Below are 19,867 nucleotides of genomic sequence, written 5' to 3' on the forward strand. Positions count from 1 at the left end.
GTGCCTGCCGGGGCTACACCTGAGGACTCATGCAATGCCTGATAGCCATCGCGTTTACAGCTACTCCGCCGTTCTGATGGGCTCGCCCATCCTCCTGAAACTCTTTTCCCATGACGAAGCGCTTGCCTCCCGCGTGTTTCGCCTGATCAAACAGTACGAAGATCTGCTCACCGTTAACCGTGCGCACTCCCAGGTAATGGACATCAACCATGCGGCTGGTCAGCATCCGGTTGCCGTCAGTCGTCCGGTGTTTGAGCTGATCCGCTGCGCGAAAGCGGCAAGCCTGCTTAAAGACAGCGCCTTTAACCTGGCGATCGGCCCGCTGGTGAAATGCTGGAAAATTGGCTTTAAGGGGGACGCTGTACCGCCCGCGGACGAGATCGCCGCCTTGATGGGCATCACGGATCCTGCGGACGTGGTGCTGGATGAAGCCAATAGCAGCGTGTTTCTTACTCGCCAGGGAATGGAGATCGATCTGGGTGCTATTGCTAAAGGCTATATCGCCGACAGGGTGCGGGATCACCTGCATAAAGAGGGCGTTGAACTTGGGCTGATCAACCTTGGCGGCAACGTCCAGACGTTAGGTTCGCCGGAGGGCGGCTGGCGCGTCGGCCTGAAAAAACCGTTCGCCGGTGACGCGCTGATTGGCGCTATGACGGTAGAGAACCGGTCGGTGGTGACGTCAGGCACCTATGAGCGCTATTTCGAGCAGAACGGCAAACGTTATCACCACATACTTGACCCGCGCACCGGCTACCCGCTGGATAACGAACTGGACAGCGTGACGATTATTTCGCAAGACTCCCTCGACGGCGATATCTGGACCACGCTGATCTACGGCATGGGTGTGGAAAAGGGCTGCGCCGCGCTGCGTTCGCGCCCCGATATTGAAGCCATTTTTGTCACCAAAACAAAAGAAGTGGTGATCTCCTCGATGCACCACTTCCGTTTTACCCTTCTGGACGACAGCTACCGAATTACTGGCAGTACTGTTTGAGCAGTCCGACCTGTTCCGGCTGCAAACGGTAGCGATATACCGGTCGGCCGGTAGCGCCGTAATGAATGCTGGTGAACAGGATATTAATTTGCGCCAGCCAGATCAGGTATTTGCGGCAGGAGACGCGGGAAATGTTGACCGCATTCGCCAGATCGTCAGTGGAAAATTCTATCTCCGGATGGCTGTCGATCCACTGGCAAATGGTGCGCAGCGTCTGCGGCGTTAGGCCTTTCGGTAATTTTTTGCTGTCAGCCAGCTCCGGCGCGCCGCCGTGGATCAGCCTGTCGACGTCGGCCTGTTCATAATACTGATGCGATCCCATCAGGCTGCGCTTTGCCTTCCAGCCGTTCAGCGCCTCTTCAAAACGCGGGAACTGGAACGGTTTAATCAGGTAATCCACCACGCCATAGTGCATGGACGTCTGGATTGTTGCGGCGTCGGAGGCCGACGAGATCATGATGACGTCAATCGGGCGACCCGACGCGCGAATGATGGGGAGCAGATCCAGCCCGTTATCCTGCTGCATATAGACATCCAGCAGCACCAGATCGATCGGCTGGCCTGGGTTGGCGATCAACGCCTCGGCCTGGTTGAGCGTGGAAGCGACGCCGCAGCAGCTAAAACCCTCAACGCGGTTAACATACAGACGGTTGAGGTCGGCTACCATGGCGTCATCATCGACAATTAACACATTTATCACGCGATATTCCTCTCGCTATCCCAGGGGATCTGAACAAAAAATTGGGTAAATACGCCAGGTTCAGACTCGACGGTAATATCTCCGCCCAGATTCTGGATCTGCTGACGCGCAAGGAACAGCCCAACGCCGCGGTTTTCACCTTTTGTTGAGTAGCCCTTTGTAAAAATAGCCTCCAGCCGCTCGGGATCAATACCGGGACCGTCATCGCTGACCTCACCGCTCAGCCAGCCGTTCTGATAATGCAGCAGCAGGCCGATCTCGCCTTCCGGCTGGCCTTCCATCGCATCAAGGGCATTTTCGATTAAATTGCCCAGCACGGTGATCAGCACCGCAACCTGCTCTTCATTGGCGGTGTCAGGAAGCTGACTCTCCTCCGCCAGCGTCAGGGTCACTCCAGCCTCTTTGGCGCGGTTAATTTTACCCAGCAGGAAACCCGCAATGACCGGCGATTTAACTTTGCGCTGTATCGCGCCGATATCCGTCTGATAATTCTGCGCGGTCTGGATGATGTACTCCTCCAGCTTATCGTAGCGCTTCATGTGCAGCAGGCCGAGGATCACGTGCAGCTTGTTCATAAACTCATGCGTATGGGAGCGCAGGGCATCAACATAGTTGACCATGCCATCGATACGCTGCATTAACTGGCTGATTTCGGTCTTATCGCGGAAGGTGCTGATTGCCCCGATCACCTGATTCTGGCTTTTCACGGGGACCATGTTGCACAGCAGTAGCCGTCCGTTACAGCCGATCTCCTGATCCTGGCGAGCAATGCCGGTTTTCGCCACTTCCCGCAGGCTGGCCAGCAGTGGTTCGCCGCTGCTCTCGGAGTGCTCACCCGAGCTCAGGAGCAAAATCTCTCTGGCGGTGTGGTTAATCATCGTCACGCGCCCGTGCATATCCACGGCCATCACGCCTTCGCGCAGGGACTGCAACATGGCCTGGCGCTGCTCAAAGAGGGCTGAGATCTCGTAAGGCTCCAGCCCAAAGAGGATACGCTTCAGCACCCGGACCAGACCCCAGATCGCCACTGAGCTCATCAGAACGCTGAATAAGATGGTCCACACGGCGTTGAGCCGCCCGCGGGCAATCTGATCTTCAACTTTATTCAGCGAAATACCCACCACCACCACGCCGATCTGTTCGTGCTGGTCGTCATACACGGGCGTAAAGACGCGCAGCGCTTCCGCGAGCGCACCGCGGTTAACGGAGACGTTCTCTTTCCCTTCCAGGGCGGGCGTCAGATCGTCGCCAATAAAATGCAAACCTAACAGCGCTTCGTTTGGATGGGAATAACGGATCCCACGCAGGTCGGTGACCACGGTAAACAGCAGGTCGTTGCGCTTCGTCACCGCCTCGGCAATCGGCTGGATGATGCCAGCCTGCGGCGATTCCATTAGGCCACGCTTGATCTCCGGGCTGTCGGCCAGCGTCCGGGCGATACCCAGCGCGGTATCTTTCACGTCATCGCGCGTGGCGCGGGTGATCTGCACAGAGTAGAGCGCGAAGACCACCAGCAGCACCGAGCCGATAATCGCGCACACCATCAGCGTAACCAGCGTATTCAGCTTCATAGGGCGCTTGCGCGTCGGGGGGAAAGGCTGCAAATCGCTCATTAACACTCCGCGATGAAAAAGAAAGGGCTAATTATCGCTGATGACGGGCGTTTCATAAAGCCATGTAAAGAGAGGCGTTTCGTGAGCCTCCTCTCAGGTGACCTATATAAAACACTTTATAGTGTGTGGGTACTCATAATAAGGAGGCAGTTTATGAGCATTATGCTTACCGGTACGGCCAGGGAAAGACGGCACGCCAGCACGATGAACATCGACAGATTATCGACGCTGGATATGCTTAACGTCATACACCAGGATGACGCACAAATCACTTCTGCACTTACCCCTCACTTAAGTATGCTGGCTCGCGTGGTGGATAACGCGGCGGCGACGCTTAGCCACGGCGGACGTCTGGTGCTGACCGGCGCGGGCGCGTCCGGACGCATGGCTGAGCAGGCGGCAGAAGCGTTTGCGCCGGGCAAACACCCCGTCATTGCGTTAACAGCAGGCGATAACGCCGGAAGCTACGCGAGCGGCGTTGCCGACCTTCAGACGATAGAATTTGGCGAGCATGACATGATGCTGGCGCTGTCCGTCAGCGGCAAAACCCCATGGGTATGGGGCGCGATGCGTCATGCGTGGTCTCTGGGCTCAACGGTTGCGCTCATTACGGAGGATGCGCAAAGTGAAGCGGCGCAGCTGGCGAGTATGGTCATTGCTCCCGATCTGGGCGCGGATGTGGTGGCCGGGTATACCAACGCTAAAGCAGGCATTGCGCAAAGCATGATCCTGCATATGATCACCACCGGTCTGGCGGTACGGACAGGACGGGTGTACAGCAACCTGCGCGTTGATCTGGAGGCAAGCAACACCAGATGGGCCGAACGACAAATTGCCATTGTGATGGAAGCGGGGGGATGTAGCCGGGCGCAGGCGAAGGCCGCGCTGGAAAGCTGTAACCACCAGTGCAAAACGGCGGTACTGATGGTGCTGACGGGTCTGAATGCCTGGAAAGCGCATGAATTGCTGGCGCAGAATAACGGGTTTGTTCGCCTGGCCTTGCAGGAAGCGCCATAACATTTCAGTGTCAAATAAAAAAAGCCCGCATCGCGGGCTTTAATTTTGATAGTGCTTAGAACTGGTAGGTCATGCCTACGCCAACGATGTCATCGGTAGAAATACCGTTGTCATTGTAGAAGGCATCATCTTCGTCCAGCAGGTTGATTTTATAATCAACGTAGGTGGAGAAGTTCTTGTTGAAGCTGTAGGTCATGCCCACGTCGATATAGTTAACCAGATCCTGGTCTACATAGTCATAACCATTGCCTGGATGATAATCGTTACCACCCAAATCGATGCCTTTAGAATAGACCCACGCCAGGGATGGACGCAGACCGAAGTCAAACTGGTACTGTGCTACGGCTTCAAAGTTCTGGGTTTTGTTGGCGATGCCATCGTTGCCGTACGGAGTCATGTTACGGGTTTCCGCATACATCATGGCCAGATAGACATCATTAGCATCGTATTTAGCGCCGATTGTCCACGCTTCCGCACGTTCACCGCCAGCATATTTGCTGAAGCGGTTATAGGTGCCAGCGCCGTAAGCGACCTGGTCGTTAGTACGGTCAGAGGAAGAATAAGCCGTACCCAGCGTCAGGCCGAAATCGAAGTCATAGGTGGTAGACATACCGAAGCCGTCGCCGTTCTGGAAACGAACATCATCATGACCGTTTTTGGTGCCTTCCTGATTTTCGTTTGCGTTAGCACCTTCGTTAGCACCCTGGTATTGCAGCGCAAAGTTCAGGCCATCGACCAGACCGAAGAAGTCATTATTACGGTAGGTCGCCACACCGTTAGTACGGCCAACCATATAGTTGTCGGTCCAGGTATAGGAGTCGCCACCAAATACCGGCAGCATATCGGTCCAGGCTTCAACGTCATACACGACGCCGTAATTACGGCCATAATCGAATGAGCCATATTCTCCGTATTTCAGGCCAGCAAAGGCCAGACGGTTAAAAGAGGTGTCGCCTGCGCCTTCGGTATCGTTAGCGTAGGTTTTATATTCCCACTGGCCGTAACCTGTCAGGTCGTTCGTGATCTGCGTTTCGCCTTTGAAACCCACCTGTACATAGGTTTCATCGCCGTCGTCGCCTGGGTTGTCGGAGAAGGTATGACGCGCATCAACCTTACCGTACAGGTCAACTTTGTTGCCGTTTTTGTTATACATTTCCGCTGCATTTGCTGCGCCAGCCATTAATAACGCGGGTACAAGAATTGCCAGAACTTTTCTTTTCATTATATATTCCCTTTAAATATAAATTGTCTGAATATATGTAATTACCCTCCGTAACTACATGGCTGATACTATTCTATGGATTATTATTTAGGTTCAAAAATAAATGTAATTAAACTGGTAAAAATATTACAAAATATTTCTTTTTATCTCTTTATTTTTCATGTGAATTAATTAATTGAAAATATAGCGGGTAATTATTATTAAGTATTTCGCAATTCTATTTATTAAAGATTTTGATTCGGATGTATTATAATTCACTCTCTTTTGAGCAACAGGATGGGATGATGGAACTTGCGCAGTGGCAGCACCGTTATGAGCGCTGGCTCGACGAAAATCATTTTACTGATGATGCGGCGCACGATATCGCCCATTTTCGCCGCGTCTGGATGACGGCGCAGGGTATTATGGCTGACGAGGATAGCGATCCGCTGGTTGTGTTGACCGCATGCTACTTCCATGACATTGTCAGCCTGCCGAAAAATCACCCGGAACGTAGCCACTCCTCGCGGCTGGCAGCGCGAAAAACGCGCGAGATCCTCAGTCGCGACTTTCCTGATTTTCCGCCGGATCGTTATGCAGCCGTTGAGCATGCTATTGAAGCGCACAGCTTCAGTGCCGGTATCGCGCCGCAAAGCCTGGAGGCCAAAATTGTGCAGGATGCCGACCGGCTGGAGGCGTTAGGCGCTATCGGCCTGGCGCGCGTCTTTGCCGTCTCCGGTGCGCTGGGCGCCGCGCTGTTTGATGCCGACGACCCGTTCGCCGTAACACGAGCGCTGGATGATAAAGCCTTCGCGCTCGACCACTTTCAGACCAAACTCCTGCGCCTGCCGGACACTATGCAAACCGCGCGGGGGCGCAAACTTGCGCGTCACAATGCCGATTTTCTGATCCAGTTTATGGCGAAGCTGAGTGCCGAATTACAGGGCGATTACCTCGGAACCGACAGCCAGATATTGACCCATTTCCGTCGCAGTGTGCGATCCTGAACTGTGGTACTCTGTTTTCTGTCTTTATTGTCCGGTTAAGAGAATGCAGGAAAATCGATCAGTGACTGTGCCCGCGCCTGAGCGGGTTGAGAAATCAACGGCAGCCGTGCAGGCACTCCTGCGTCAGCTGCTGGAAATGTATGATGCTAAAACGCTGGCAAACCAGCTGGTGGCCCATGGCGAGAGTCACTGGAGCCCGGCGATACTCAAGCGGTTGCTGATAAGCGACAGGGCAGGGCACCGCCTGAGCGACGGCGAGTTCCGTTATCTGCGCAACCTGCTGCCGCGTCCTCCTGCTGCGCATCCGAATTATGCCTTTCGATTTATCGATCTCTTTGCCGGTATCGGCGGCATTCGCCATGGCTTTGAAGCTATTGGCGGGCAGTGTGTGTTCACCAGTGAATGGAATAAACATGCCGTCCGTACCTATAAAGCCAACTGGTATTGCGACCCCGACGCGCACCAGTTCAACGCGGATATTCGTGATGTCACGCTGAGCCACAAAACTGGCGTCAGCGATGAAGAGGCCGCCGAACACATTCGCAATACCATTCCGGCGCACGATGTGCTGCTGGCAGGCTTTCCGTGTCAGCCGTTCTCGCTGGCTGGCGTGTCGAAAAAGAACGCGCTGGGACGCGCACACGGCTTTGCCTGTGATACGCAGGGCACACTGTTTTTTGACGTTGCCCGGATTATTGATGCCCGCCGCCCGGCAATTTTTGTGCTGGAGAACGTCAAGAATTTAAAGAGTCATGACGGCGGCAAAACCTTCCGCATTATCATGCAAACGCTGGATGAACTGGGTTACGACGTGGCGGATGCAGAGGATATGGGGCCGGACGATCCGAAAATTATCGACGGTAAACACTTCCTGCCACAGCACCGCGAACGTATTGTGCTGGTGGGCTTCCGCCGCGATCTCAACCTGAAAGGCGATTTTACGCTGCGTGATTTGCCTTCGCTGTATCCGGCGCGCCGCCCGACGGTAGCCGATCTGCTGGAGCCGGCCGTCGATGCAAAATTCATTCTGACCCCGGTGCTGTGGAAATACCTCTATCGCTATGCCAAAAAGCATCAGGCCAAAGGCAATGGCTTTGGGTTTGGCATGGTCAATCCGCTTAATCCTGACAGCGTGACGCGTACGCTGTCGGCGCGCTATTACAAAGATGGCGCGGAAATTCTTATCGATCGGGGCTGGGATAAGGCGCTGGGCGAAAAAGATTTCGACGATCCACAGAACCAACAGCACCGACCGCGGCGCTTAACGCCGCGCGAGTGCGCTCGCTTAATGGGCTTTGAGACGCCGCAGGGCTACAGTTTTCGCATCCCCGTGTCGGACACCCAGGCCTATCGTCAGTTTGGCAACTCGGTGGTAGTGCCCGCCTTTGCCGCCGTAGCTAAACTGCTGGCCTCACGTATCAGCAAGGCCGTTCAGCTTCGTCAGAGTGAGGCCGTCAATGGCGGACGTTCACAATAAGGCCACGCGCAGTAAAAACATGCGTGCCATCGGCACGCGTGATACCGCGATCGAAAAACGGATCGCGGGCCTCCTGACCGCCGTCGGGTTTGAATTCAGGGTTCAGGATGCCACGCTTGCCGGGCGTCCTGATTTCGTCATCGACGCGTACCAGTGCATCATCTTTACCCACGGCTGTTTCTGGCATCATCATGACTGCTATCTGTTTAAAGTCCCGGCGACACGCACCGACTTCTGGCTGGACAAAATTGGCAGGAACGTCGAGCGTGATAAACGCGATGTTTCGCAGCTTTACGCTCAGGGCTGGCGGGTGCTGATTGTCTGGGAGTGCGCGCTGCGCGGAAGAATGAAGCTGAATGACGTGGAACTGACGGAGCGGCTGGAAGAGTGGATCTGCGGCGGCGGTCAGGCCGCGCAGATCGATACCCAGGGCATTCACCCGATCACGGTTTCTCCACCTCACACGTCGTAACAATCGGTTTCGCGGGCAGCAAATATTTACCCAGCGTGACCAGCACCACGGCAAAGACAATCACGCCCAGCGCCAGCCATTCAATCGTCGACAGCACTTCGCCCGCAAAACCGGTACCCAGCAGCACGGCCACCACCGGGTTAACGTAGGCGTAGCTGGTGGCAACCGCCGGTGAGACGTTGCGGATCAGGTACATATAGGCGTTAATGGCGATAATGGAGCCAAACAGCGCCAGATACCCGACGGCCAGGAAACCTGAAAGGTCTGGCATCGCCGTCAGTTTTTCACCCGTCAACGCGGAGGCCATCAGCAGCACAATGCCTGCCGCGAGCATCTCAATGGCACCCGCCATCATCCCGGAAGGCAGCTCGATGCGGGAACCGTAGACCGAGCCGAAGGCCCAGCTCATGGAGCCGATCATGATCAGAACGGCAGCCCAGGGGTTCCCGCTCAGGTTACCGCCGCTGTTCAGCAGGATGATACCCACAAGCCCAATCGCGATGCCCAGCCATTCGAGCTTACGGGTGCGGATCCCGAAGAGACGACTAAAGCAGAGCGTAAACAGCGGCACGGTCGCGACGACCACGGCGGCGATGCCCGACGGTACGTTCTGGTGCTCGGCGACGGTTACCGCGCCATTGCCCACCGCCAGCAGCAGCAGGCCAATCAGGGCGGCGTTAAGCAAGGGACGCAGCGGCGGTAGCCTGTGGCCGCGCAGCAATAAAAATGCCATCAGCAGCACGCCGGCCGTAAGGAAACGAATACCGGCCATCATCAGCGGGGGCCAGCTTTCCACGCCTATACGAATGACAAAATAGGTGGATCCCCAGATGATATAAAGAGAAAAGAGTGCTCCAATGAGCGGTAATAAATGCCGAAAACGCATAGTCCCTCACGACGAAATAAAAAGTTCGCTCATAGTTAACGCCAAAACTATCGGGCTGGCGAGTGCTTTAATTGTGTAGTTAATGTGAAATTTTTGTTGACGTGAGGTGCCTGTTTCCGGGCGGTGAGTTTTGTTCCATACTATTCACTTAATTAGCAAAAAAAGAAGGATAGAGATTTTGGCAGGAAGTAGCTTATTAACATTGCTGGATGATATCGCCACCTTGCTGGATGACATTTCGGTTATGGGAAAACTGGCGGCGAAAAAAACCGCCGGGGTACTGGGAGATGATTTGTCGTTGAACGCGCAGCAGGTCAGCGGCGTGCGGGCGAACCGTGAGTTGCCGGTGGTGTGGGGCGTAGCGAAAGGATCCTTTATTAACAAGGTGATCCTCGTTCCGCTGGCGTTGCTGATTAGCGCCTTTATACCCTGGGCCATTACGCCCCTGCTGATGATTGGCGGGGCGTTCCTGTGCTTCGAGGGTGCCGAAAAAGTGTTGCATATGTTCGCTGCACGCAAAGAGAAAGACACCCCGGAAATGCGCCAGCAGCGTCTGGAAGCGCTGGCCGCGCAGGATCCAAAAACGTTCGAGCGCGATAAGGTCAAAGGCGCGATCCGTACTGACTTCATCCTCTCGGCCGAAATTGTGGCGATTACGCTGGGGATCGTCTCAGAAGCCCCTCTGATGAACCAGGTGCTGATCCTGTCCGGCATTGCGATCCTCGTGACGATAGGGGTTTATGGTCTGGTCGGGCTGATCGTCAAGCTGGACGATATCGGCTTCTGGCTGGAAAAAAAATCCAGCGCAATTGCGCGCGGCATCGGGAAAAGCCTGCTGGTGGTAGCGCCGTGGCTGATGAAAACCTTATCGGTGGTGGGAACCCTGGCAATGTTCCTGGTCGGCGGCGGAATTATCGTGCACGGTGTTGCTTCGCTGCATCACATGATTGAACATTTTGCGTCAGGCCAGGGAGCGGTAGTCGCTGCGATCCTGCCCACACTGCTTAACCTCGTGCTGGGCTTTATCGTCGGTCTGATTGTGGTAGCCGTTGTTAAGCTGGTTGAAAAAGTACGCGGGAAATCGCATTAATTATTGCTGACCCCGGGTGCAAAAAGACTATTCCTCGTCTAAATTGAAAACGTTTCACCCTGATACAGGAGGCAGGTATGGTCTTTTTGATCAGTGATGAAGTTAAGCCTAAAAATGGTGGTCCAGGCATGATCGTCACCGGGTATTCCAGCGGAATGGTGGAGTGTCGGTGGCATGATGGATACGGCATTAAGCGGGAGGCTTTTCGTGAAGACGAGCTTCAGCCTGCTAATAAAAGGCAAAAACGCGACAAGGCTTAATCACACAACGCCCGGCCTTGCCGGGCGTTTTTACTGGCAGAAGACTTATCATATCGGATGGTGAGCGATAATCAGGGAGTGTGTGTGCAGCACGATACCTTTGTTGTAAAACAATCTTTTTTGCAGTGGCTGCATAAGCGTAGCAATCCCAGTTTGATTGTTAACCTCTGTTTTATCGTTGTCCTGATTTTTTCCACTCTCCTGACCTGGCGCGAAGTTGTGGTACTGGAAGATGCTTATATCTCCAGCCAGCGTAACCATCTTGAAACGGTTGCCAGTGCGCTGGACAGACAGCTTCAGTTCAGCGTCGATAAAATGCTGTTTTTTCGCCACAGCATGCATGATGCGCTGGAAACGCCGCTGGCGTTTGGCGCGCTGCATGATGCGGTAAAGCGTTTTGCGCATTTGCGCACGTCTCCCACCTGGCAAATTGCGGTTGATAAACGGCGCACATTATCGATCAACGGTGTTTCGGATGCCTTCGTTGAAAAGACCACTCTTCTGAACCGTGATGATGAGTACCTTGATAATGAATTGTCCGCGGCGCTTGAAGTGGGGTATTTACTGCGTCTGGCATCCAGCCCTTCCCGCAACGAAGAGCGCGTGATTTATGTCTCTCGCGCCGGATTCTTTCTGGAAACGGATACGCCGGGAAATTCCAGCGATATCGCGCAGCGCTATTATCATCTGGTCACTCAGCCCTGGTTTACCCAACAGTCCGAGCGTGAAAACCGTGCGCGTGCCGTGCGCTGGTTTATCTCGCCGCCTTCCTCCTTTGTGGGCAAAAAGCCGCTGATTACCGCCAGCGTGCCGGTTTATTACCATCACGTCTGGTATGGCGTGGTGGCGATGGATTTCACCTTTGCCACCCTGCGTCGCCTGCTGGTGGAAGCCGTGGGCGATAACCCGGAAGGGGAATACCAGCTGTATGACAGCCGGCTTACCCTGCTTGCGACATCTGAGTCACCTGCTGTGGACGTTAATCATTTTGACGCGCGCGAATTAGCCCAAATAGCGCACGCGATAGAATCGGATTCCGAAGGCGGCATTCGTCTGGGGAGTCGTTTTGTCAGCTGGGAGCGTCTTGACCATTTTGATGGCGTCATCCTGCGCGTGCACACCCTGGATGAAGGGGTGCGCGGCGATTTCGGTAGCATCAGCATTGTGCTGGCATTGCTTTGGGCGCTGTTCACCGCGATGCTGCTCATCTCATGGCTGGTGATCCGGCGCATGGTCAGTAATATGTATTCGATGCAGAACTCGCTGCAATGGCAGGCCTGGCATGACCCTCTGACCCGGCTGAATAATCGTGGATCGCTGTTTGATCAGGCGAAAATACTGGCGAAGCAGTGTGAACAGCAGTCGCTGCCTTTCTCGGTCATTCAGATCGATCTTGACTGTTTCAAGAGTATCAATGATCGGTTCGGGCATCAGGCGGGTGATAAGGTGTTGTCCCATGCCGCGGGGCTGATTGCCAGCACCCTCCGTGATAAAGATATTGCCGGACGTGTCGGGGGGGAAGAGTTCTGTGTGGTGCTGCCCGGCATGACGCTTGAAGAGGCGGCGGAAGTCGCAGAGCAGATCCGCGAGCGTATCGACAGCAAAGAGATCCTGATTAAGAAAAGTACCACCCTGCGCGTGAGTGCGTCGTTTGGCGTCTCTGGTGCGCAGGAGAAGGGCAATTATCACTTCGAAAATCTGCAATCCACCGCCGATGCGCGTCTGTATGAGGCGAAACAGCGCGGGCGTAACCGGGTCATCTGGCAAGATCACCTCAAAAAGTAATCAAGTCCCTCGCACCAGCCGGTCGGCCCGGTGTGCTGAGTGTGATAAACCCGGGCTGGATCGTTGTTTATAAGGCTGATACCCTCCCGGTTGAAGCCTTTCACCACCACGGCGAAGCCTACGCTGTCCAGCAGCGGGGCATCATTGGGGCCGTCGCCCAGGCCCAGCGTCGTCGGTTCGTAGCCCTCGTGCAGGCGATACTGGTCCACAAGCCAGTGAACCGCCACGTCTTTGCCGCAGCAGGTGTCCAGAATATGCCAGAAGCGTGCACCCTGGACGATCTTCAGCCGCTGCCGGGCGAGTTCGGCGGCAAAGTATCTCATTTGTTCATCACTGTCACGCCAGATCAGCGTCACGGAAGCCTCGTGCTTGCGCGCAAGCACCGAACGGGGACGGCTCAGCCCGGTCCATTCGGCGACTACGTGCTCGTCCACATCATCGAAGGTGGTGAATTTCAGATGCATCTCCTGGCGTACCCGGGCAATACACTGCCGGATATCGTCATGCTTCTTTTCTGAGATGAACCGTGCGGCGTTTTCCCACCGTACGTCAGGCTGGATCACCGCGCCGTTTTCCGCAATGTAGGGCAGCCCGCCAAGCCCCAGTTCCTGCTGGATGTCATCCATCTCGGACGCGGTTTTGCTGCTGCACAGAATGACCGGTATCTGTTCATCCATTAACTTTTCCAGCCACGGGGCCGCAGGCTGCCAGTCAAGGGTGTGAAAATCCAACAGCGTGCCGTCGAGGTCGGTAAAGACAAGAAGAGTCTCCTCAAGCGAAGGCATAATGTCTCCCGGATGATGATTTTTCCTAAGAAAAATCTTAAAAAAAATAGGCATTGAAGCGCCGTTTAAGTGGAATCGATCCCGACAAACCCACACGCGGCGCAGGTTTATACTCATAACCAAAATTCACATGTATAAAATATAATATTCGCAAAGAGAATATATGCTTGTAAGACAATTCTGTTGGGGATAATGTCTTACCTGCATCAGATTTCCTGGTGTAACGAATTTACAAGTGCTTCTTGCATAAGCAAGTTTGATCCCGGTCATCCCCTTGACCGGGATTTTTTTCGTCTTAGCGGTTCGTCTCCGAGACGCTAAAGTCATGGATATCCAGCTCGAATGCTTCAGCCAGTTCACGGTAGGTATGGTAATCCCGACCATTGACCACGACACGGTCTGAATTATCCTCCGCGCGATGAACTTCGGACTCACTAATTTCATTGATGGCGGCAAGCAGGGCATCGACATCCACTTCAACCTCACGCTTAATGGTGTCGCTGTACTCTTTGTCAGTCTTCATGGCGGGCTCCTCATTTAACCGTCTCAACAGCTAAGTATAGACCGCACACAAAAACGCCATTCGCGCCGGGCGGCGATGCCAGGCAATGTAATTTGTTCTACACTGGCTCAAAACCACAGGAGGAATGTATGAAGGTCAACGATCGGGTAACCGTCAAAACGGACGGTGGGCCGCGCCGCCCGGGCGTGGTTCTGGCAATAGAAGAGTTTAATGAAGGCACAATGTATCTGGTGTCGCTGGAAGATTACCCGCTCGGCATCTGGTTCTTCAACGAACTGGGGCACCCGGATGGGATCTTTGTGGAAACGGCGGAATAGGGCGGCGTCGGGGGCGTCTTCTCCCCGGCTCCGGCTGCTTAAAAGCAAAATCTCTGGCCAGGCCAGAGATCAAGGTAGGGTACAACATGGCCGTGCAAATTAGCGCATATTAACGAAAATCCCATTCGTCACATTATCTGTCAGGCGTACGACATGGTATATCACTTGCTTATTATGCGTTTTAATTTTCCTTTTAATATTTCCTTTGTGTGACGATACTGTTTTTGCCTTGATATTCATCTGGTCTGAGATCTGAATTGTCCCTTGTCCAGCCATCCACATTCTTAGCATACTTGATTCAGTTCTGCTTAATGATAGGGTGGGTAAGTTAATCGCCCCTACATTCTTAACTTCTTTATTCAAATAATCGCCCAGAATGTCATCAAGTGACTCTGGTTTAATCGATTTCGAGCTGATTAATAAGTTTTTACGCACCAACAAATACTCATCGAAATGAATATTGGCGATCGCCATAAAAACAATAAACAGGGTCTTAGGATGCTGATTAATGATCTGCTTAATGTGCTGACTGTTAGCGGGGTCGTGAATGAAACAGTCCTCATTAATAAACACCACGCCGGGCTTGTGGGCGTCACAAGCGGCTGCGAGTTCTTCAACGGTGTGTGCATCGTTGATGTCTCTCTTTCTAACCCCTCTGCTTGCTAAGTACCCGGTTAACCCTAGCCGGGTGTAGCTGCATAAATCCATAATGATCGTTGACATGGCATACCCTCACTCAATGCGTAACGATAATTCACCACCTGCCTGAGAGCTCATAAACAGCCATACGGGATGGAAAAAATCTAATAAAACCTGTGAGCATGACAAAGACTTTCAGGCGAACTCACTATCCCGTAAAGTTACGTATAATTTGCCAGGAATCATCTTAAAGTAAAGTAAATATTAAGTATTGTGAGGTGGTTAGAAACATTTAAACCGCGTCAGATATATCCTGGTAGATGTTTTTCGAGATTATTTTTAGGAATATCCTCAGAAAGACATTGCAAACACTGCGGGTTATTATTTGCGTGGAAGTTCGCTAACAATATCCGCTAACAGATTGAATATCTCACTGAATAAATGTTCGCAGAAGGGGGCGATAAGTGGCATCAATAATGACATTAATAAAAGGCCAACCGTCAACGTCACCGGAAAGCCGATGACGAATACCGACAGCTGCGGAGCCATTCGGTTGAGTAAACCTAATGCGAGGTTAACGGTGAGCAGCAGGGTAATGATCGGCAGCGCCAGCATCAGCCCGTTGAGGAAGATCAGCCCGGCAGCCCTCACCAGCGCCAGAAACGCGTTGCTGTTTACCGGGTTGTCGCCAATCGGCAGCGTGTGGAAGGTGTCCACCAGCATCGAGATGAGCCACAGGTGGCCGTTGAACGAGAGAAACAACAGCATCGCCAGCAGGTCGATAATACGTGCCAGCACGGGCATATTCAGGTGGCTGCCCGGGTCAACGAACGTCGCGAAAGACAGGCCCATTTGCAAACCGATAAGTTCACCTGCCGTTCGTACCGCGGCGAAGGCGAGCTGCATCGTGAACCCGACCGCCACGCCAATCATCACCTGTTGCAGGGCAATCCAGATCGCATTCGGGGAAAAGATCGGGATATCCACCGCCGGCAGGGAAGGGGCAACGATAATCGTGATAACCATGCCCAGCCCAACTTTGACGCGTTTAGGCACCGACTTTTCACTGAGTATGGGGGCGGTGGAGATCAGCGCCATGATGCGCAGCATCGGCCAGAAATAGATCCCGAGCCACTGAACAAACTGATCGCTGGTGAAATGCAGCATCGTCCGTCAGCCGATGATGTAAGGCAGATTGGTGAACAGGTTGCGCATATAGTCCAGCAGCAAATTGAGCATCCATGGCCCGGCAACGATAATCGCCACGAAGACGGCAATGATCTTCGGGATGAACGACAGGGTCATTTCGTTAATCTGCGTGGCGGCCTGGAGAATACTGATAATCAGACCGGTGACTAGCGCAACCAGCAGCAGGGGCGCGGCGACAGCAATCGCGACTTTCATCGCCTCCGTGCCCATCATCATGACCGACTCAGGCGTCATTGCGCGCTCCTCAACTGTAGAAACTCTGCGCCAGCGAGCTGACCAGCAGCTGCCAGCCGTCGACCAGCACGAACAGCATGATCTTAAAGGGCAGGGCAATGGTCGCGGGCGGAACCATCATCATCCCGAGCGCCATCAGGACGCTGGCGATCACCAGGTCGATAATCAGGAACGGAATGAAAATGGTGAAGCCAATCTGGAACGCGGTTTTCAGCTCGCTGGTGACATACGCTGGCAGCAGGATGCGCATCGGCACCGCTTCCGGTCCCTGTAACTCGCCCGTGTTAGCGAGACGGGCAAATAGGGCCAAATCCGCTTCACGCGTCTGGCGAAGCATAAATTCACGTAATGGCTGAGCCCCCTTTTCCAGGGCAACCTGCATGGAAATTTTATCTTCGCTGAACGGCTGGTACGCCTCGGTGTAAATCTTGTCGATAACCGGCGACATAATGAAAAAGGTCAGGAACAGGGCTAAACCCAGCAGCACCTGATTGGGCGGTGCGGACGGTGTGCCGAGCGCATTTCGCAGCAGACCAAACACAATGATGATGCGGGTGAAGCTGGTCATCATCAGCAGGATCGCCGGGATAAAGGTCAGCGAGGTGATGAACACCAGCGTCTGCACGGACAGGGACCAGCTTTGTCCCCCGTTCGCCAGCGGCGTGGAAACCAGCCCCGGCAGTTGCGCATACACAGAGGGCGCGAACAGGCCCAGGCCTGCCAGCGTAAGGAATAACAAACGGCGCATCAGGATCTCCCGGGACGCTTGAGCAAACTCTTCATAACGGACTGGAAATCCGCAGGGGCCTGGGCGTTAGCCTCCACCGTGGCAGGCGCAGGGGGCAGCGTGTGAAGAACGTTAATGCTGGAGGCGGTCACGCCCAGCACCAGTCGCGCATCTTCCACCTCCACAATGACCACGCGTTCGCGCGGTCCTAGCGGGGTGCTGGCGCTGACCTTCAACCCGCGGGTACCGGCCGTTTTCCCCGCCAGACCGAAACGCTTTGCCAGCCAGGCGGCGATAAGGATAAAGGCAATAATACCGAACAGCGCGCCGCTCACCTGGAGCAGCGGTGAGCCGGGTACGGCGGAGGGCGCGGACAGTGTTGCCTGGGTTTTCATACTTAACGGCTCAGACGACGCATACGTTCGGAAGGGGTAATGATGTCGGTGATACGTACGCCGTATTTATCGGCCACCACCACCACTTCGCCTTGTGCAATCAGGTAGCCGTTGATTAGAATATCCAGCGGCTCACCCGCTAAACCGTCAAGCGCCACCACGGAACCCTGCGTCAGGCGCAGCAGCTCTTTAATGGTCATGCGGGTGCGACCCAGCTCAACGGTCAGCTTGACCGGAATGTCCATAATCAGGTCGATGTCCTGCAACGTGCCGCTGACGTCGCCGCCGCCTAACTGCTGAAAGACCGCGTCTGCCGCGCTTTTCGTCGGCGTTGTTTTCTGCTCGTTTAACGCGTCAGCCCACAGATCGTCCAGTGCTCCGCTGTTTTCATCGGACGGATTGTTCATGTCACTCATTTGGGCTGTTCCTCATTCAGCGAATTCAAAATCGGGTTGATCAAGTGCTCAACGCGTAACGCATACTGGCCGTTAATCGTGCCGTACTGGCTTGTCAGCACGGGTACGCCATCCACATGGGCAATAATGCGGTCGGGTTTATCTATCGGCAAAACGTCGCCGGGTTGTAATTTCAGGATCTGCGATAACCGCATGGAGATGTCGGCAAAGTTGGCTACCAGCTCCAGCTGCGAGTGCTGCACCTGACGCACCAGGTTCTCACGCCAGTTCTGATCTTCGTGACGTGAGTTCTCCAGCGGCGGGTTCACCAGCAGTTCGCGCAGCGGTTCAATCATGCTGAACGGCAGGCAGATGTTGAACTCGCCCGTCAGGTTGCCGATCTCGACGTGGAACGGGGTATTCACGACGATGTCATTCGGGGAGGTGGTGATGTTGGTAAATTTCACCTGCATCTCAGAACGCACGTACTCCACTTCCAGCGGGTTAATCGCTTTCCACGCGTCGCTGTAGGATTCCAGCGCCAGCTTCAGCATGCGGTTAATCACGCGCTGTTCGGTATGGGTAAACTCGCGGCCTTCCACTTTGGTCGGGAAACGACCATCGCCACCGAACAGGTTGTCCACTGCGATGAACACCAGGCTTGGCGAGAACACCACCAGGCCGGTACCGCGCAGCGGTTTCAGATGGATCAGGTTAAGGTTGGTTGGCACCGGCAGGTTGCGGGCAAACTCATGATACGGCTGAATGCGGATGGCACCGACGGTGATATCCGGGCTACGACGCAGCAGGTTAAACAGCCCCATACGGAACTGACGTGCGAAACGTTCGTTGATGATCTCCAGCGCCTGTAAACGCTCGCGCACCACGCGACGCTGGGTATTGGGATCGTAGGGACGAATATTATCGTCGCCGGTCAGACCCGGTTTCGGTTCGTCACTCTTATCGCTGTCGCCGTTGAGCAGCGCATCGATTTCTGCCTGAGAAAGAATACTGTCGCCCATGTCGTTACCGCAGAATGAAGGCTGTATACAGAACGTCAGTGACTTCCTGCTTAGGTTGGCCGTTTACCAGCGGGGTCGCCAGCGTCTGTTTGATGGCATCGACCAGCTTTTGCTTGCCCACATCGGTGGCGAGCGCGGAGGCATCCTGACGAGAAAACAGCAGCAGCAGACGGCTACGCACTTCTGGCAGGTAGTCGTTTAGACGTGCACGGGTCGCTTCATCTTTCAGACGCAGCGTAATACCCACGTAAAGCACGCGATCCGCATCGCCCAGGTTCACGGTGAACGTATCCAGCGGGTAGAAGACCGGCGCCGGTGGAGGCGGCGCTTCAGCTTTGGCGGCCGCGCTGGAGGGTTCCTGCTGCATACGCCAGTAACTGTAGCCTGCGGTGGCGCAGGCCGCGAGGGTAATCAACACCAGCAGCGGGATCCAGATGGAACGCTTGCTTTTTTTGGTGATAGCGGAGTCTGTCATCTGATACGAGCTTCCTGTTTCGGTACAGCTTAATACGGTGATTATCCCGTGTCCGGCTTAGGTCAAAGCGTGGAAAAGACGGGGATAATCACGTTACCTCTGGCGTTTAGGCAAAGATGTCTACGGCACGGCTGCCGCGTGCGGCGGATTGCAGGGCGGCAGGGGCAGGCAATAACTCTTCACTCTCATCGTTAAACCCGCCATGCTGGCCGGAACGCGAAGCGTGCTGTTGCTGCCCGGATGAGGACTGCTGCTGCCCGGCAAAGCCCTCGCTGCTGACGCTGCTTTGAGAAAGCTGAATGCCGTTTTCCGCAAGCTGCGTGCGCAGGATCGGCAGGGCCGCTTCCAGCGCCGCGCGAACGTGGCTGTGGGGCGAAACCATCTGCAACTGTGCCTGGTTGTCATCCAGCTTAAGCGAAATTTGCACCTGACCCAGATCTTCCGGGTGCAGACGCAGCTCTGCGGTCTGCTGTCCCTGTCTGGTGAACAGGGTGATGTGCTGGCTCAGATTCTGCTGCCATTCGTGCGTGCCCAGCGGCTGGCTTAACACCGGCGCTGTCGCAACGGTAGCGGCAGGCTGTGAAGGCGCCAGGTGACTGACGATCGGGGCAAGCGTCGCGGTTGGGCTGGCGGCAGGCGAC

At 54.6% G+C, this 19,867-nt stretch carries 24 protein-coding genes; 9 read left to right on the forward strand and 15 right to left on the reverse strand.

The genetic code is table 11. The features are described from left to right. The first annotated feature begins 34 nt into the window (after positions 1-34). On the forward strand, positions 35-997 hold the full coding sequence (locus DD606_RS16590; RefSeq protein WP_045897119.1) for an FAD:protein FMN transferase: 963 nt from the start codon (positions 35-37) through the stop codon (positions 995-997). Here the strand turns inward: DD606_RS16590 and dcuR are convergent. Both dcuR and DD606_RS16600 read right to left on the reverse strand, forming a co-directional pair. Then, the gene (dcuR, locus tag DD606_RS16595; protein WP_003859556.1) at positions 978-1,697 is read right to left on the reverse strand and encodes a two-component system response regulator DcuR; all 720 of its coding nucleotides are present in this window, start codon (positions 1,695-1,697) and stop codon (positions 978-980) included. The two genes, DD606_RS16590 and dcuR, sit on opposite strands and share 20 nt — an antisense overlap. Next, on the reverse strand, positions 1,694-3,310 hold the full coding sequence (locus tag DD606_RS16600; RefSeq protein WP_023324912.1) for a sensor histidine kinase: 1,617 nt from the start codon (positions 3,308-3,310) through the stop codon (positions 1,694-1,696). Before DD606_RS16600 ends, dcuR begins: the two co-directional genes overlap by 4 nt. 153 nt (positions 3,311-3,463) lie before the next feature. Between DD606_RS16600 and DD606_RS16605 the strand changes: the two genes are divergently transcribed. Then, positions 3,464-4,327: an N-acetylmuramic acid 6-phosphate etherase gene (locus tag DD606_RS16605; RefSeq protein ID WP_129258896.1), complete on the forward strand. Its 864-nt coding sequence runs from the start codon at positions 3,464-3,466 to the stop codon at positions 4,325-4,327. 55 nt (positions 4,328-4,382) lie between these two features. Here the strand turns inward: DD606_RS16605 and ompC are convergent, their stop codons facing one another. Next, positions 4,383-5,549 (reverse strand): porin OmpC, encoded by a 1,167-nt coding sequence (ompC, locus tag DD606_RS16610; RefSeq protein WP_003859562.1) that lies wholly within the window; start codon positions 5,547-5,549, stop codon positions 4,383-4,385. A gap of 284 nt (positions 5,550-5,833) precedes the next feature. On the opposite strand from ompC, the gene DD606_RS16615 reads away from it, so the two are divergent. Genes DD606_RS16615 through DD606_RS16625 form a run of 3 tightly spaced genes read left to right on the forward strand, consistent with a single transcriptional unit; the run spans position 5,834 to position 8,484 of the window. Next, positions 5,834-6,535, forward strand: a complete 702-nt coding sequence (locus tag DD606_RS16615; RefSeq protein ID WP_045350306.1) for a phosphohydrolase — start codon at positions 5,834-5,836, stop codon at positions 6,533-6,535. A 43-nt stretch (positions 6,536-6,578) separates the two neighbouring features. Further along, entirely contained in the window at positions 6,579-8,012 is a 1,434-nt protein-coding gene (locus tag DD606_RS16620; RefSeq protein ID WP_057979973.1) for a DNA cytosine methyltransferase, read from the forward strand. Beyond that, positions 7,993-8,484, forward strand: a complete 492-nt coding sequence (locus tag DD606_RS16625) for a very short patch repair endonuclease (RefSeq protein ID WP_023324908.1) — start codon at positions 7,993-7,995, stop codon at positions 8,482-8,484. Before DD606_RS16620 ends, DD606_RS16625 begins: the two co-directional genes overlap by 20 nt. Here the strand turns inward: DD606_RS16625 and yedA are convergent. Further along, positions 8,456-9,370: a drug/metabolite exporter YedA gene (yedA, locus tag DD606_RS16630; protein WP_003859569.1), complete on the reverse strand. Its 915-nt coding sequence runs from the start codon at positions 9,368-9,370 to the stop codon at positions 8,456-8,458. The two genes, DD606_RS16625 and yedA, sit on opposite strands and share 29 nt — an antisense overlap. A gap of 178 nt (positions 9,371-9,548) precedes the next feature. Here yedA and DD606_RS16635 point away from each other — a divergent pair, with 178 nt between their 5' ends. The 3 genes from DD606_RS16635 (at position 9,549) to dgcQ (ending at position 12,505) form a co-directional block, all read left to right on the forward strand. Next, positions 9,549-10,460, forward strand: coding sequence for a DUF808 domain-containing protein (locus DD606_RS16635; protein WP_003859571.1), 912 nt, complete (start codon positions 9,549-9,551; stop codon positions 10,458-10,460). A 77-nt stretch (positions 10,461-10,537) separates the two neighbouring features. Further along, on the forward strand, positions 10,538-10,720 hold the full coding sequence (locus DD606_RS16640; protein WP_003859574.1) for a YodC family protein: 183 nt from the start codon (positions 10,538-10,540) through the stop codon (positions 10,718-10,720). A gap of 84 nt (positions 10,721-10,804) precedes the next feature. Further along, positions 10,805-12,505 (forward strand): cellulose biosynthesis regulator diguanylate cyclase DgcQ, encoded by a 1,701-nt coding sequence (dgcQ, locus tag DD606_RS16645; RefSeq protein ID WP_129258898.1) that lies wholly within the window; start codon positions 10,805-10,807, stop codon positions 12,503-12,505. Here dgcQ and DD606_RS16650 read toward each other — a convergent pair. Both DD606_RS16650 and yodD read right to left on the reverse strand, forming a co-directional pair. Continuing rightward, a complete protein-coding gene (locus DD606_RS16650) occupies positions 12,490-13,290 on the reverse strand; it encodes a mannosyl-3-phosphoglycerate phosphatase-related protein (RefSeq protein WP_003859579.1) in 801 nt (266 codons plus the stop codon). The two genes, dgcQ and DD606_RS16650, sit on opposite strands and share 16 nt — an antisense overlap. A 295-nt stretch (positions 13,291-13,585) precedes the next feature. Beyond that, on the reverse strand, positions 13,586-13,813 hold the full coding sequence (gene yodD, locus DD606_RS16655) for a YodD family peroxide/acid resistance protein (RefSeq protein ID WP_017383339.1): 228 nt from the start codon (positions 13,811-13,813) through the stop codon (positions 13,586-13,588). Between the two features lie 128 nt (positions 13,814-13,941). Here yodD and dsrB point away from each other — a divergent pair, with 128 nt between their 5' ends. Further along, a complete protein-coding gene (dsrB, locus tag DD606_RS16660) occupies positions 13,942-14,130 on the forward strand; it encodes a protein DsrB (protein ID WP_003859583.1) in 189 nt (62 codons plus the stop codon). Positions 14,131-14,229: 99 nt separating this feature from the next. Here the strand turns inward: dsrB and rcsA are convergent, their stop codons facing one another. The 9 genes from rcsA to DD606_RS16705 all read right to left on the reverse strand — a co-directional run. Beyond that, positions 14,230-14,853: a transcriptional regulator RcsA gene (gene rcsA, locus DD606_RS16665; protein WP_003859584.1), complete on the reverse strand. Its 624-nt coding sequence runs from the start codon at positions 14,851-14,853 to the stop codon at positions 14,230-14,232. 297 nt (positions 14,854-15,150) lie between these two features. After that, entirely contained in the window at positions 15,151-15,936 is a 786-nt protein-coding gene (gene fliR / locus DD606_RS16670) for a flagellar biosynthetic protein FliR (RefSeq protein ID WP_032609587.1), read from the reverse strand. Positions 15,937-15,942: 6 nt separating this feature from the next. Continuing rightward, positions 15,943-16,212, reverse strand: coding sequence for a flagellar biosynthesis protein FliQ (gene fliQ, locus DD606_RS16675; protein ID WP_003859587.1), 270 nt, complete (start codon positions 16,210-16,212; stop codon positions 15,943-15,945). A 10-nt stretch (positions 16,213-16,222) separates the two neighbouring features. Beyond that, positions 16,223-16,960 carry a flagellar type III secretion system pore protein FliP gene (gene fliP, locus DD606_RS16680; RefSeq protein ID WP_003859589.1) on the reverse strand — a complete coding sequence of 246 codons (738 nt, stop codon included), beginning with the start codon at positions 16,958-16,960 and terminating at the stop codon, positions 16,223-16,225. After that, on the reverse strand, positions 16,960-17,334 hold the full coding sequence (fliO, locus tag DD606_RS16685; RefSeq protein WP_003859591.1) for a flagellar biosynthetic protein FliO: 375 nt from the start codon (positions 17,332-17,334) through the stop codon (positions 16,960-16,962). The genes fliP and fliO overlap by 1 nt, the downstream gene beginning before the upstream one ends. 2 nt (positions 17,335-17,336) lie before the next feature. Then, complete coding sequence (gene fliN / locus DD606_RS16690; protein WP_003859592.1) at positions 17,337-17,750, reverse strand: flagellar motor switch protein FliN; 414 nt, start codon at positions 17,748-17,750, stop codon at positions 17,337-17,339. Next, a complete protein-coding gene (fliM, locus tag DD606_RS16695) occupies positions 17,747-18,751 on the reverse strand; it encodes a flagellar motor switch protein FliM (RefSeq protein WP_003859594.1) in 1,005 nt (334 codons plus the stop codon). Before fliM ends, fliN begins: the two co-directional genes overlap by 4 nt. Before the next feature lie 4 nt (positions 18,752-18,755). Next, positions 18,756-19,226, reverse strand: a complete 471-nt coding sequence (fliL, locus tag DD606_RS16700; protein WP_003859598.1) for a flagellar basal body-associated protein FliL — start codon at positions 19,224-19,226, stop codon at positions 18,756-18,758. Between the two features lie 106 nt (positions 19,227-19,332). Then, on the reverse strand, positions 19,333-19,867 hold a 535-nt coding region (locus DD606_RS16705), incomplete at its 5' end, for a flagellar hook-length control protein FliK (protein ID WP_176691447.1).

The organism is Enterobacter cloacae complex sp. GF14B (assembly GCF_004136805.1).
GTDB classification, from domain to species: domain Bacteria; phylum Pseudomonadota; class Gammaproteobacteria; order Enterobacterales; family Enterobacteriaceae; genus Enterobacter; species Enterobacter hormaechei_C.